The following is a 14,407-nucleotide window of genomic DNA, read 5'->3' on the forward strand; positions in this document are numbered from 1 at the left end:
GGGGCCGAGCACCCGGCGGGCGGCGGCGACCGGCAGGTCGTCGGCGCCGACGTGCCCGCCGGCGGCACCGACCGCGAGCGCCACGTGCAACCGGTCGTTGACCAGGCAGGTCGCCTCGTACGACGCGCAGAGCGCCAGCACCCGCCGGGCCAGGTCGTACGCCTCGCGGTCGGTGGCGGAATCCTCGACCCGGACCTGCACCACCAGGTCGGCACGGGCCGCCGTGAGGGCGGCCCGGACCACGGTGAGCGGGTCACGCCCGGGTCGGGTGTCGGTGATCAGATGCAGTCGCCCCAGGGACGGCACGGCAACACTCCTCCCTGCGCCGGCATTACCCGGATCAGGTTCGACGGTCGGGGGCTGTCAGCCCCCCTCTCAGCCCGGTACACCGGGCTCCCGTGGGTTACTTGCGTGTCACCGTACGACAGTTCCGCCGGTCTGCCAAGGCGGCGTCGACGGCGTCCGGCCCGGCCGCGACGAGCGAGATCGATGGGGCACTTCATACGGTCCTGTTCGGAATGTCGCCCGCCGTTGCAGAACCGTTACCCGTCTGCATCTTGCCCGACATCGAACCAGCCGAATTAATTTGTTCAGCGATTCGACAAAATGTCGGTGGGGCACCCTGGCACGGCGTCACCACCGGCTCCATGAGGGAGGGCGTTCGGCGAGCCGACTCCCGCGAGCTCTGTCACTACGACACAGGAGGCGGCGTGTCCCGTTCTCGTCGTGCCCGCGTACCCATCACCGCAACCCTGATCTCCCTGGCCATGGCCTCGACCACCCTGTTCGGCACGCCTGCCCAGGCAGCCGCCCAGGTCCCCCCACGGGAGGCGCCAGCCGCCGCCCCGGTCAGCCAGGTGGTGCCCAAGGCACCAAAGGCAGCGGCCGATCCCTTCTCCGTCTTGATCTTCTCCAAGACCGCCGGCTTCCGGCACGACTCCATCCCCACCGGCATCGCCGCCATCCAGCAACTCGGCGCCGCCAACGGATTCACCGTTGACAACTCCGAGGACGGTGCCGCATTCAACGACGCCAACCTGGCGAAGTACAAGGCGGTGATCTGGCTCTCCACCACCGGTGACGTGCTCAACGCCGAGCAGCAGGCGGCGTTCGAGCGCTACGTGAAGGCCGGCGGCGGCTACGTCGGCATCCACGCCGCGTCGGACACCGAGTACAGCTGGGCCTGGTACGGCGACCTGGTCGGCGCGTACTTCGCCAACCACCCGCAGAACCAGACGGCAACGGTCAAGGTGGAGGATCACGCCCACCCGTCCACGGCCGGTCTTCCGGACCGCTGGTCCCGGTTCGACGAGTGGTACAACTACCAGACCAACCCTCGGCCGGACGTGCACGTGCTGGCCAGCCTGGACGAGAAGAGCTACACCCCCGGCGCCGGCGCGATGGGTGCGGACCACCCGGTCGCCTGGTGTCAGGACTACGACGGTGGCCGGTCCTGGTACACGGGCCTGGGGCACACCCGGGAGTCGTACGCCGAGCCCCAGTTCCTCTCCCACCTGCTCGGCGGCATCCGGACCGCGGCCGGCGTCGAGAACGCCGACTGCGGCGCCTCGAAGACCTCGAACTTCGAGAAGGTCACGCTGGACAGCAACACCAGCAACCCGATGGAGCTGGACATCGCCCCCGACGGGCGGGTCTTCTACATCGAGCGCGACGGTCGCGTGCAGATCGTGAAGCCGGACACCGGCAACACGGTCACCGCCGTCGACCTGGACGTCTTCACCGGTAACGAGGACGGTCTCATCGGCATCCGGCTCGACCCGGACTTCGCCACCAACAACTGGGTGTACCTCTACTACGCCCCGAACGACGGGGTCACCCGCAACCTGCTGTCCCGCTTCACGGTGACCGGCGACACCATCAACCTGGCCAGCGAGAAGCAGGTGCTACGGGTCGACACCCAGCGCAACACCTGCTGCCACGCCGGCGGCAGCATGGCCTTCGACGGCGACGGCAACCTCTACCTGGCCACCGGTGACAACACCAACCCGTTCGAGTCGAACTCGTACTCGCCGATCGACGAGCGGTCGGGCCGCCAGGACTACGACGCGCAGCGCACCTCCGCCAACACCAACGACCTGCGCGGCAAGGTGATCCGGATCCACCCGGAGGACGACGGAACGTACACCGTTCCGTCGGGCAACCTCTTCGCGCCGGGCACCGAGAAGACCCGTCCCGAGATCTACGCGATGGGCTTCCGCAACCCGTTCCGGATCGGCACCGACCCGAAGACCAACACGTTGTACGTGGCGGACTACGGACCGGACGCCAACTCGGACAACCCGAACCGGGGCCCGCGTGGTCTGGTCGAGTGGAACATCGTCACCCCGGGCAACTACGGCTGGCCGTACTGCACGGGCACGAACGAGGCGTACAACGACTACACGTTCCCGTCCGGTCCGAGCGGCCCGAAGTTCGACTGCGCCGCACCGGTCAACAACTCGCCCAACAACACCGGCCTGACCAACCTCCCGCCGGTCGTCCCGGCAACCGTCGACTACGGGTACGCCGGTGACGCGCGCTACCCGGAGATCGGCGGCGGTGGCGCCCCGATGGGTGGCCCGGTCTACCGCTACGACGCCGACCTCAACTCCAACCGGAAGTGGCCGGCGTACTACGACGGTAAGGCTCTGCTCGGCGAGTGGAACCAGAACAAGATGTACACCATGCAGGTGACCCCCGACGGTAAGTCGCTTGTGGACATCAACCAGCTGCTCACCGGCATGAGCATGATCCGGCCGATGGACTTCGAGTTCGGCCCGGACGGCGCGCTGTACCTGATCGAGTGGGGCAGCGGCTTCGGTGGCAACAACGACAACTCCGGCGTCTACCGGATCGACTACACCGCCGGTGACCGTGCGCCGATCGCGGCGGCGTCCGCCAACCCGACCTCGGGTCCGGCGCCGTTGACCGTCACGTTCTCCAGCGCCGGCTCCCGGGACCCGGACGGTGGGGCGCTCACCTACGCCTGGACGTTCGGCGACGGGCAGACCTCGACCGAGGCCAACCCGACGCACACCTACGCCACGGCAGGCAACTACACCGCCCAGCTCACCGTCACCAACCCCAAGGGTCGGACCGCGGTGGCCAACGTGCCGGTGACCGTGGGCAACACCGCTCCGACGGTCTCCATCGAGTTCCCACCGGACGGCGGCTTCTTCAACTGGGGCGACCAGGTCCGCTACTCGATCAAGGTGACTGACCCCGAGGACGGGCAGATCGACTGTGACAAGGTGCAGCTCCAGGTGCTGCTCGGTCACGACGAGCACGCCCACCCGCTGGAGCAGCACACCGGCTGCACCGGCACCGTCCAGACGTCGCTCGCCTCCGGGCACGGCGCCGAGGCGAACGTCTTCGCGGTCTTCGAGGCCACCTACACCGACGAGGGTGGTGCCGGCGGGTCCGGTGCCCTCACCGGCCGGCAGATCGAGGTCCTGCAGCCGAAGCAGAAGCAGGCCGAGTACTTCACCGCCACCGGGCGCGCTCCGGTGAGCACCGGCGGCGGCGACGCCGGCGTGCAGCGGGAGACCGGGGCGGACACCGCCGGCGGTGGCCAGAACATCGGCTTCATCGAGGACGGTGACTGGTGGTCGGTCGCTCCGGCGGACCTGACCAACATCACCGAGATCCGCTTCCGGGCTGCCTCGGCCGCCGCAGGTGGTCGGATCGAGGTCCGCGCGGGTGCTGTCGACGGACCGGTGGTCGCCACGGCCACCGTGCCGGCTACCGGCGGGTGGCAGACGTACACGGACGTGAGCGCGCCGGTCACCGGTGCCGCGAGCGGCTCGCTGTACTTCCTGGCCCGTGACCCGAACGGCGGCTCCGGTTCGCTGTTCAACGTCAACTGGATGGACTTCGTCGGTCGCGGTGTCACCGAGAACGCGCCGCCGGTGGTCAGCGCCACGGCCACCCCGGCCACCGGCACCGCACCGGTCACCGTCGCCTTCGACGGCACGGCCACCGACGCCGAGGGCGACACCCCGTTGACGTACGCCTGGGACTTTGGCGACGGAGGCACGGCGACCACTCTGGACGCCAGCCACACCTACGCCACCCCGGGCACCTTCACGGCCACCCTCACGGTGACCGACAGCAAGGGCGCCAAGGCGTACGCCACGGTGCCGGTGCGGGTGGACGCTCCGGACACGTCCTGCTTCGGGGCGCGTTCGGACGACTTCAACGGCAACAGCCTCGACAAGGAGCGCTGGACCAGCGTCATCCGGGAGAACCAGCTCTACTCGCTCAGTGGCGGCGCGCTCCAGCTGCCCACTGCTGTGGGTGACCTCTACGGCGCTCGCAACGACGCCACGAACCTGGTGCTCCAGGCGGCGCCGACCGGCGCCTGGGAGATGACCACCAAGGTCACGCTCCCGGTGACGGCCAACTACCAGCAGGCAGGTCTGCTGGTGTACGGCGACGACGACAACTACGCCAAGGTGGACCTGCTGTACAACGGCAGCCGTCGGGTGGAGTTCATCCGGGAGACGGCCGGCACGCCTCGCAACGAGGCCGCCGACGCCACCAACGCACCTGCCGGTGACACCGTGTACCTGCGGGTCACCAGCGACGGGACGAACCTGACCGCGGCCGTCTCGGGCGACGGGCAGACCTTCACTCCGGTCGGCCGTTCGGCCGCGCTCGCCGGCATCACCAACCCGCGCATCGGGGTCTTCGCCCTCAACGGCGGCACCGAGGCACCGGTCGTCAACGCGGCGTTCGATTCGTTCCAGGTCACGCCGGACGCCCCGGCCGGCCCGGTCGACCCGTCCGACGAGTTCAACGGTGACACGCTGGACAAGTGCCGGTGGGACGCGATCCTTCGGGAGGACCCGACCGGTTACCGGGTCACCGGTGGCGCGCTGCGCATCGACGTGCCCAACGGTGACATCTACGGCACCGACAACACCGGGCCGAAGAACTTCATCCTCCAGACCGCGCCGTCGGGCGACTGGACCCTGGAGACGAAGGTCGACGGCAGTCTGCTGAACGAGCAGTACCAGCAGGCCGGTCTGCTCGTGCAGGCCGACGACGACAACTACCTGAAGTTCGACTTCATCGCGGACAACCAGGCCGGCCAGACGGTGACGCGGCGGATCGAGTTCCGCAGCGAGATCGGCGGGGCGGTCCAGAACCCGCAGCCGGAGGTGACCAGCCTGACCAGTGCCGTGTGGCACCTCCGGTTGGCCCGCACCGGTGACACGTTCACCGCGTCGTACTCGGCTGACGGGACGACCTGGACCGCGTTGGAGGCGCTGACCAACACCGCTGTGGGTGCCACCCCGAAGGTCGGGTTGTTCACCCTCGGCGCCAACCAGACGGCCTCGAAGACCGCCGCGTTCGACTACTTCCGGTTGAGCACGAAGGTGGCCGACGAGACCGCGCCGGTGACCACGGCCGCCGTGTCCGGCACCCCGACCGAGGGGTGGTACACCGGGCCGGTGACGGTGACCCTCACCGCCGCCGACGAGGCCGGCGGTAGCGGGCTCGCCAGCACCGAGTACCAGCTGGACGGGGCCACCACCTGGACGGCGTACACCGCCCCGGTGGAGGTCACCGGTGACGGCGAGCACGAGCTGCGGTTCCGCTCGACCGACAAGGCCGGCAACGTGGAGGCGACCAAGACCGTCTCTGCCAAGATCGACGCCACTGCGCCGGTGACCACTGCGACGTTCGCTCCGGCGAACGACGCCGGCTGGCACAACGGCACGATCCCGGTCGTGCTGGCCTCCACCGACGCCGGTTCGGGTGTCAAGACGGTGGAGTGGTCGCTGGACGGTGGCGCGTGGACGCCGTACACGGCGCCGGTCGAGGTGACCGGTGACGGGCAGCACGAGCTGCTGTACCGCTCGACCGACAAGGCAGGCAACGCCGAGACGCTCAAGTCGGCGGTCTTGAAGATCGACGGCACCAAGCCGACGCTGCTGGTCTCCGGTATCGCCGACGGCCAGCTCTACGGTGACAGCCAGGACGTCAGGGTGTCCTGGCAGGCTGTCGACCCGACCTCGGGCATCGCGACAGTGGTCGGCACGTTGGACGGCCAGGCGTACGCCAGCGGCACCCTGCAGGCCATGTACGAGCTCTCGCTCGGCCTGCACGAGCTGACCGTGACCGCGACCGACAAGGCGGGCAACGAGACCACCTCGACGGTCCGGTTCTTCGTCACCACCTCGTTCCGGGACATGCAGGGTCTGCTGGACCGGTTCAAGGCGACGGGTCGGCTCTCGACCAAGGCGCACAAGCAGCTGACCAACAAGCTCGACGCCGTCCGCAAGTCCGAGGCGGCCGGCGACGACAAGGCGGCGGTGCGGCAGCTGACCGCGTTCCGGACACTCGCCTCCGACACCGCTCTGGTGGGCGAGGCGGAGGTCCGGGATGTCCTGATCCGGGACGCCGATGCCATGATCGTCCGGCTCGGCGGCGCGGCCAGCAAGGCCGGGGTCAAGGCGAACGACGGCGAATCGGTCAAGGGCACCGGACGGCTCGGTGGCGATGCCACCCGGCTCGCACCCGGTCGCCAGCTCTGATCCGACGAGGCCCCTCTCCGACGCTCCGGCGTCGGGGAGGGGCCTCCCTCATCAGTAGTGAGGAGATGTCCGTGACGGGTATCCGCAAGGCGTTGGCCGCCGTGTTCGTCGGACTGGCTCTGACAGTGTTCGCCGCTGCCCCGGCGGCCGCTCAGGCCGCTCAGGCCGCTCAGGCTGACAAGCTCAAACTCGTGGTGGCCGGCGACGGCGCCGAGGGGGTCACCATCCAGGCCACCTACCCCGACGGGCGTCGGCTGGACCGGGTGGTGCGACTGGTCCTCACCGCCACCGGCCCGGACGGGCAGAAGGTCGGGCCGGTGCAGTTGGAGCCGCAGCCCGAGGGCCAGGGCTTCTACAGCAGCGGTCCGGTGCTCACCGCCGGCACCTGGAAGGTCAAGGTGAACTCCCCCGCTCCGCTGGCGGGTGAGGCCTCCGCAACGGTGCAGGCCCGTGCCGCGCAGTCTCCGCCCCCGCCAGAGCCGGTCGCGGTGACCAAAACGGCTGACGGCGCGGGCGGTGCGGGCTGGTGGCCGTACGCGGCGGCCGGCCTGGTCGTCGTCGCCCTGGCGATGGGGGTGGCCATGCTGTTCGGCCGCCGCCGCACCACCACCTGACCCATCGGCAATAGACGACAGGGCCGGGCCGCGACAGCGGCCCGGCCCTGTTCCGTCTCGGCTTCCCTGAAGTCGGGGTGTCCCGCGCAACAGGTCACCCCGACTTCAAGGAACGCGAGTGGATCAAGCGCGGCACGCGCCGTCGAGCAACGGAACCGGCACGGCACCGCGCTCAGAGGATGGCGCGCAGCGCTGCCAGGTCCTCGTCGCTGGGCTCCCAGGTGCCGGCGGCGGCGTTGGCGAGGACCTGCTCCGGCGTGGTGGCACCGGCGATCACCGAGGTCACCGCCGGCTGGGCGGCCAACCCACCGATCGCCACCTGGAGCATGCTCAGACCCCGCTCGGCCGCGTACGCCTCGATCGCCTCGATGGTGTCCCAGTCGGCCGCGGCGAGCCGCTCCGCGTACCGGCCGCCGCCGGAGAGCCGGCTGCCGGTTGGGGGCTGCTCACTGCGCTTGTACTTGCCGGTGAGCAGACCGTTGGCGAGCGGGAAGAACGGCAGCATGCCGAGACCGAACCGCTCACACGCCGGGATCACCTCGGCCTCCACGGACCGCTCCACCAGGCTGTAGTGATTCTGAGCGCTGATGAAGCGGGCCCGGCCGTTGGACGAGGCGACCCAGTCCGCGTCGGCGATCTGCCACCCGGCGAAGTTGGAGTTGCCCAGGTAGCGCACCTTGCCGTCGCGCACCAGGTCGTCCAGGGCGGCGAGGGTCTCGTCGATCGGGGTGCCCGGGTCGGGCTCGTGCATCTGGTACAGGTCGATGTGGTCGGTGCCGAGCCGGCGCAGCGACGCCTCCACCGCGCGGGCGATGTAGCGGCGCGCACCGCGTGCCCCGTAGTCCGGCCCGTTGAGGCCGTTCATGTCCATGCCGAACTTGGTGGCCACCACCACGTCGTCCCGGCGGCCCTTGAGCGCCTGCCCGAGCAGCTCCTCGGAGCCGCCCTGCGGTTCGCCGTAGATGTCGGCGGTGTCGAACAGGTTGATCCCGGCGTCCAGGGCCGCGTCCACCACCGCACGAGTGCCGTCGAGGTCCAGCTTGCGGCCGAAGTTGTTGCAGCCGATGCCGACCACGGAAACCACGAGCCCGGAGTCGCCCAGCCGGCGATAGGTCATCTCAGTCACGAGATCCACCCTATGCCGGCTGGACGCGCCCCACCCCGGAGGCAGCTCAACCGACTACCTCGGTGACCAGCTCACGGGCGGCACCGATGGTGTCGGTGAGCTCAGCGGAGCCATGGCCGACGGACCGGCCCCCCCCAGGGGCCGCCGAGACGATCAACGCCCAGCGGCCCCTGGCAATACCTAGAGATCAGCAGGAACGGCTGTTGTAGGTGGCCCAGTAGGGGCCGCCGCCCTGAGGCGGGTAGAACCTGTAGTTTCCGTCGGGCGACCGCTGCAGGACGAACTGGTGCGCGCTGTACGGGCTGCGGGAACCCCTTGCCCCGTGATACACCACGTACCGCCACCCGTTCTGGTCGTCGTCCTGCACGAGCTTGTCGCCGGCCTTCGTCCAGCTGTTGCGGCCAGCTGAGCCGTCCGCGCCGAGGCTCTTGTCGCGCTGGAAGTTCCTCGTCGCGGCATCGGTCTGGTCGCCGAAGACCCCATCGATCCCGGACGAGGGCAGGTAGCCATTTGCCCAGAGGATGGTCTGCCACAGGCAGGTGACGTTCGAGCTGCGGTGCGTGCTGACGTTGACGACGCCCTCGTCATCGAAGTCGTCAGATACCCCACCGGTGCCGTGGACGTACGCCCGGCCGGTGTAGGAGCCGCTGGCCGCGGCCGGCGTGGCGACTGTGACGTTGATGCCGATGACCAATGCCGCGCCGACTGCGGGCACCGCAGCCCTACGGAGTACGCGGCGGACGGAGTGGAACGAAGACATGCATCTCCTTGCCTGGGTGGTGTCTACTTCGGATGGGCGATGGGACGGTTGAAAGGTAAAGTGGGGCCGGTACATTCGCCGCACAACTGGCGTACAGGTCACCCGCCCACCCCGTCATCCCGGGTGCGGCGCGCCTCCGGATTGCAACGCCCACCTGTGAGGTGCCTGGTTGCGTTTCGACATCCTTGGTCCGTTCCGGGTGTACCGCGAAGGCCGGCCGGTTCCGCTGGGCTCGGTGAAGCAGCGTCTCCTGTTGGCCACTCTGTTGCTGCGTCCCAATGAGGTCGTCGGCACCAACGAGTTGACCTCGATGCTGTGGGGCGACGAAGAGCCGGCGTCGGCCGCTGCGAACCTGCGCACCTACCTGCGCGGGTTGCGGCAGTCGCTGGGCGACGGGGCGTCCTGGGACGGGATAACCGCTGTGGCGGGCGGATACGTGCTCCGGGTGGGCCCCGACGAGCGGGACCTGGACCTCTTCGACGCCGCGGCGGCTCGGGGGCGCGACGCTCTCGTCACCTCCGACGCAGAGCGTGCCGAGGCCGAACTCTCCGCCGCGCTGGGCCTGTGGCGTGGGGCGCCACTGTCGGACCTGCCCCTGCGTTCGGCTCTCGCCAGGCGGGTGGCGCAGTTCGAGGAGCGCCGGCTGCTCGTCGAGGAGGACTACGCCGAGGCGGTGCTGGCGCTCGGCGCACCGGCCGACGTGGTGCGCCGACTGCGGGCCCTGCTCGACCTGCACCCGCTGCGGCAGCGGGCCTGGGGCCAGCTGATGGTGGGCCTGTACCGCATCGGAGACGTGGCCGGCGCCTTGGACGCCTTCCAGCAAGCTCGGCAGGCGCTGGCGGAGGAGACCGGCCTCGATCCCGCACCGGAACTCGTCAAGGTGTATGACGACATCCTGCATCACCGACCGGAATTGGCAGCGCAACCGCCATCGGGGTCGGACAGGCCGGTGCCGGGGCCGCACATCCTGCGCCCCGAACAGTTGCCACGAGCGGTACCGGAGTTCGTCGGCCGCAGCACCGAGCTGGCCAACCTCGACGCGCTACTGGACGGCGATTCACAGAGGTCGAGCACCGTGGTCATCTCCGCGGTGTCTGGCATGGCCGGCGTTGGCAAGACCGCCCTGGCGCTGCACTGGGCGCACCGGGTCGCCGGCCGCTTCCCCGACGGCCAGCTCTACGTCAACCTCCGGGGTTACGACGAGGCCGGAGTGGTGTCCCCGCTCGACGCCCTGTCCGAATTCCTCGAAGCGCTCGGCGTGCCCCACGCCCGGATACCCGCCGGCATGGAGGCCCGGACTGGTCTCTACCGCAGCCTGCTGGCCTCCCGCCGGATGCTCGTGGTGCTCGACAACGCCCGCGACTCCGCCCAGGTTCGCGCCCTGTTGCCCGGTTCCGGCGGCTGCATGGTCGTGGTCACCAGCCGTGACCGGCTCGGTGGTCTGATCGCCGCCGAGTGCGCGGTGCCGTTGACACTGGGCGTGCTCACGGCGGAGGAGTCGACGAGCCTGCTCGCCGGCCGGCTCGGGGCCGGCCGCCTTTCCTCCGAGCCGGCCGCGGTGGCCGACATCGTCGAGGCCGCTGGCCGGCTTCCGCTGGCGCTGGCGATAGTGGCGGCGCGCGTCGCCACCCATCCCACGTTCCCGCTCGGCGCCATCGCCGCCGAGTTGCACTCCACCGAGACACGGCTCGACGTGTTGGCCGACGGCGACGTGCGGCGCGTCTTCTCCTGGTCGTACCTGGCCCTGGGGCAGGAAGCGGCCCGATTGTTCACTCTGCTGGGGCTGCATCCGGGCCCGGATCTGACCGCCGCCGCGGCCGCGGCACTCGCGGGCATTCCTACCGCAGCCGTCACGCCGCGACTGCGGGAGTTGACCCGGCTCAATCTGCTGGCCGAGCACACGCCTGGCCGCTACGCCTTCCACGATCTTCTACGCGCCTACGCGGCCGAGCTCGCTGAGTCGTCGGAGCGCGCCGAAGAACGGGCCGCCGCCCGACAGCGCCTGTACGACCACTACCTGCACGCCGCCTATCCGGCCGCGCTACTGCTCCAGCCGCAGTGGCCCCCGATCGAGCCGGTGCCGCCGCTGCCCGTACCCGCCAGGCATTCGGTGACCGATCACGGCGGCGCGCTCGCCTGGTTCACAGCTGAGCACCGGGTGCTGATTCGGGTCGTTCGGCAGGCCGCCCAGAACGGGTTCGAAGCGTACGCCTGGCAGGTCGCCTGGGCGTTGAACACCTTCGTTGCACCGCGTGGCCCTGTGGCAGGACCAGCTCGACATCCAGCAGGTCGCGCTGACCGCCGCAGAGAAGATCGACGACCTCGCCGGTCAGGCTGCCGCCAACCGGCTGCTCTCCCGTGCACTGACCCGACTCGGCGACCGCGATGCCGCCGAGCACCGGTTGAAGCGCGCACTCGAGCTGCACGAACGCCTCGGCGATCCGACTGGTCAGGCGCAAACGCTGCACAACTACTGCGAACTCTGCTATCTGGACGGCCGTTTCGACGAGGCCCTCGCACACGGTCGCGAGGCGCTACGGCTCTACCGGCTGGCCGGTAACCGCTCGGGTGAAGCTCGGACACTCAACGCGATCGGTTGGCTGCTGGCCACCACCGGCGACTACGCCCAGGCCATCGAGAGCTGCACCGAAGCACTCCACCAGCAACGACAGAGCGACGACCGCAACGGCCAGGCCGCGACGCTCGACAGCCTTGGCTTCGCCTACGACAACCTCGGTGAACGCGACCGCGCGGCCGACTGCTACGAGCAGGCGATCCAACTTTTTCGCGACTCCGCCGACCGCTACCACGAGGCAGAGACCCTCATCCGACTCGGGGACACCCGGGAAGGGATGGGCGACCTGACCGCTGCCGCCTTCGCCTGGCGCCAGGCCGTGCGGATCTACGAGGACGTGGGCGACCCCGCCGCCGCGCAGGCCCGCCGCCGCCTCGAACGCCTGGTTCCGTAGTAGTCGGTGCCAGAGCCTGAGTCGCCCGGCGGCGGGGATCAGCCGACGTCCCAGACCGGTTCCGGGGTCTCCACCACCTCGTTGTCGCCCCGGAACAGCACGAACCGGTCGAAGGAGCGGGTGAACCATCGGTCGTGGGTCACCGCGATCACCGTCCCCTCGAAGGCGTTCAGGCCCGCTTCGAGGGCTTCCGCGCTGGCCAGGTCGAGGTTGTCGGTGGGTTCGTCGAGCAGCAGCAGGGTCGCCCCGGACAGCTCCAGCAGCAGCACCAGGAAACGGGCCTGCTGCCCGCCGGAGAGCGTCCCGAAGCGCTGGTCGCCCTGCGCGGCCAACTCGTACCGACTCAGCACCCCCATTGCGGCGTGCCGGTCCATCCCGGTGCGGTGCTCGTCGCCCCGCCAGAGGATCTCGACAAGGGTCTTCGACATCAGCTCCGGGCGGTCGTGGGTCTGCGAGAAGTGCCCGGGGCGGACCCGGGCACCGAGCCGGGCCACACCGTCGTGCACCACCGGGGCAAGCGCTCCCGCGCCGTCGACCGGCCCGTTCGCCGGGTCGGGGTCAGTGCCGCCCCGGGCCAGCAACCGCAGGAAGTGCGACTTGCCGCTGCCGTTGGCACCGAGCACCGCCACCCGGTCGCCGTACCAGATCTCCAGGTCGAAGGGGAACGTCAGGCCGTCGAGCTCAAGCTGCTCGCAGACGACAGCACGTTTGCCGGTCCGCCCGCCGGACAGCCGCATCCGGATGTCCTGGTCCTTCGGGGGTACGGGCGGCGGCCCGGCCTCCTCGAACTTGCGCAACCGGGTCTGCGCGGCCTGGTAGCGCGAGGCCAACCCGTCGTTGTACGCGGCCTTCTGCTTGTACATCAGCATCAGCTCGCGCAGCTTCTGGTGTTCCTCGTCCCAGCGCCGCCGCAGCTCGTCGAGGCGGGCGTGCCGGGCGACGCGGGCGTCGTGCCAGCTGGCGAAGCCGCCCGGGTGCACCCAGGCGCTGCCACCTTCGACGGCGACCACCCGGTCGGCACTCTGGGCCAGCAGCTCACGGTCGTGCGAGACGTAGAGCACGGACTTGGTCGACTCGCGCAGTCGTGCCTCCAGCCAGCGCTTGCCGGGCACGTCGAGGAAGTTGTCCGGCTCGTCCAGCAACAGCACCTCGTCCGGGCCGCGCAGCAGCAACTCCAGGGCGAAGCGCTTCTGCTGACCCCCGGACAGGGTGCGCACCGGCCGGTCCCGAACCGCGTCCCACTGTTGGCCCAGCACGATCGTCGCGACGGTGTCGAAGAGCACCTCGGCGTCGTACCCGCCGGCCTCGCCCCAGGCGCCGAGCGCGTCCGCGTACGCCAACTGGGCCTTGCCCGCGGTGTTGCTGAACTTGCCGCGGGCCTCGGCCGCCCGCATGGCGGTCTCGGTCTCGCCCAGCCGGCGGCCGGCGTCGCGCAGTGCGGGCGGGGCCAGCGACAACGCCAGGTCGGCGAGCGTCGACTCGTCGCCGATCATGCCGATGAACTGACGCATCACGCCCAGCCCACCGGCGCGTGCGACGACGCCGGTACGCACCGGCAGGTCGCCGGCAACCATCCTCAGCAGCGTCGTCTTCCCCGCGCCGTTCGGCCCGACGAGGGCGATCTTGGCGCCCTCCCCGACCCGGAACGACACGTCGGCGAAGAGTTCCCGACCGTCCGGCAGAATGTGCCCGACTCCTGCCACGTCCACGTATCCCACGCGGGGATCCTGCCCCAGTGAGGGCCAGAGGGGACATCCAATTACCGGGTGACTCGTAGCACCCGGAAGCCTTTCTGGCTGGCGTGCCGCTCCACCTGCCAGTTTTGCTCGGTGAGCCAGCGTTGCAACGAGTCACCGCCGAGGTGCCGGGCGACGACCAGCCAGCCGACGCCGTCCGGCGCGAGCCGCGGCAGCCAACGCAGCAGCAGCTCGTGCAGCCCGTCCTTTCCGATTCGGATGGGAGGGTTGGACCAGATCTCGGCGAACTGGATGTCCACCGGCACGTCGTCCGGCGCGCTGACCCGGACCCGGTCACCGGCACCGACGCGGACGGCGTTGGCGGCGGTCAGTTCACGGGCGCGGGCGTTGACGTCGACCGCCCAGACGGTGCTGTTCGGCGCGAAGTCGGCCAGGACGCAGCTGATCGGTCCGAATCCGCAGCCCAGGTCGAGCAGGTCACCGCTGGTGTCGGCGGCGGGCAGCTCGGCCTTGCGCAGGAGCACGGCGGTCCCCGGGTCGAGCCGGGTCGCGGAGAAGACCCCGCCGGCAGAGGCGAGCCGGTAGTCGCGGTCGACGACGGAGAACTCGACCTCGCGCGCCGGGGCGTCGCTGGCGGGTTGAGCAGTGAAGTAGTGGTCGCCGGTCACGTCGGCAATTCTCGCACCGGCCTGGGCGGGC

General features: G+C 70.1%; 8 protein-coding genes, 2 pseudogenes and 1 riboswitch. Of the genes and pseudogenes, 5 read left to right on the plus strand and 5 right to left on the minus strand.

Going from position 1 to position 14,407, the window contains the following annotated elements:
* Window positions 1-306 (minus strand): thiamine phosphate synthase (locus tag ACWCO3_RS03270; protein WP_450008251.1); only part of this gene is annotated, 306 nt, incomplete at its 3' end.
* Window positions 301-410, minus strand: a riboswitch (TPP riboswitch). Its footprint overlaps the gene before it by 6 nt.
* Window positions 411-710: 300 nt before the next feature.
* Between ACWCO3_RS03270 and ACWCO3_RS03275 the strand changes: the two genes are divergently transcribed.
* A complete protein-coding gene (locus ACWCO3_RS03275; RefSeq protein WP_450008253.1) occupies window positions 711-6,542 on the plus strand; it encodes a ThuA domain-containing protein in 5,832 nt (1,943 codons plus the stop codon).
* 71 nt (window positions 6,543-6,613) lie between these two features.
* Window positions 6,614-7,156, plus strand: a complete 543-nt coding sequence (locus tag ACWCO3_RS03280; RefSeq protein ID WP_450008255.1) for a hypothetical protein — start codon at window positions 6,614-6,616, stop codon at window positions 7,154-7,156.
* 172 nt (window positions 7,157-7,328) lie between these two features.
* On the opposite strand, the gene ACWCO3_RS03285 is transcribed toward ACWCO3_RS03280, so the two are convergent.
* Together ACWCO3_RS03285 and ACWCO3_RS03290 are read right to left on the minus strand one after the other, a co-directional pair.
* Window positions 7,329-8,291 carry an aldo/keto reductase gene (locus ACWCO3_RS03285; RefSeq protein ID WP_208744927.1) on the minus strand — a complete coding sequence of 321 codons (963 nt, stop codon included), beginning with the start codon at window positions 8,289-8,291 and terminating at the stop codon, window positions 7,329-7,331.
* A gap of 178 nt (window positions 8,292-8,469) precedes the next feature.
* A complete protein-coding gene (locus tag ACWCO3_RS03290) occupies window positions 8,470-9,042 on the minus strand; it encodes a peptidoglycan-binding domain-containing protein (protein ID WP_450008258.1) in 573 nt (190 codons plus the stop codon).
* 235 nt (window positions 9,043-9,277) lie between these two features.
* Between ACWCO3_RS03290 and ACWCO3_RS03295 the strand changes: the two are divergent.
* The 3 genes and pseudogenes from ACWCO3_RS03295 to ACWCO3_RS03305 form a co-directional block, all read left to right on the plus strand.
* Window positions 9,278-10,624 (plus strand): annotated as a pseudogene (locus tag ACWCO3_RS03295) (BTAD domain-containing putative transcriptional regulator); the annotation flags it as partial.
* A gap of 670 nt (window positions 10,625-11,294) precedes the next feature.
* Window positions 11,295-11,438, plus strand: a pseudogene (locus ACWCO3_RS03300) (hypothetical protein); the annotation flags it as partial.
* A gap of 6 nt (window positions 11,439-11,444) precedes the next feature.
* Window positions 11,445-12,011 carry a tetratricopeptide repeat protein gene (locus ACWCO3_RS03305; RefSeq protein WP_450008269.1) on the plus strand — a complete coding sequence of 189 codons (567 nt, stop codon included), beginning with the start codon at window positions 11,445-11,447 and terminating at the stop codon, window positions 12,009-12,011.
* A 38-nt stretch (window positions 12,012-12,049) separates the two neighbouring features.
* Here ACWCO3_RS03305 and ACWCO3_RS03310 read toward each other — a convergent pair whose 3' ends face one another.
* Both ACWCO3_RS03310 and ACWCO3_RS03315 read right to left on the minus strand, forming a co-directional pair.
* Entirely contained in the window at window positions 12,050-13,729 is a 1,680-nt protein-coding gene (locus ACWCO3_RS03310) for an ABC-F family ATP-binding cassette domain-containing protein (protein WP_145778907.1), read from the minus strand.
* A gap of 41 nt (window positions 13,730-13,770) precedes the next feature.
* The gene (locus ACWCO3_RS03315; protein WP_357929654.1) at window positions 13,771-14,376 is read right to left on the minus strand and encodes a class I SAM-dependent methyltransferase; all 606 of its coding nucleotides are present in this window, start codon (window positions 14,374-14,376) and stop codon (window positions 13,771-13,773) included.
* Window positions 14,377-14,407 lie beyond the last annotated feature (31 nt).

This window comes from Micromonospora sp. NPDC002411, assembly GCF_053592955.1.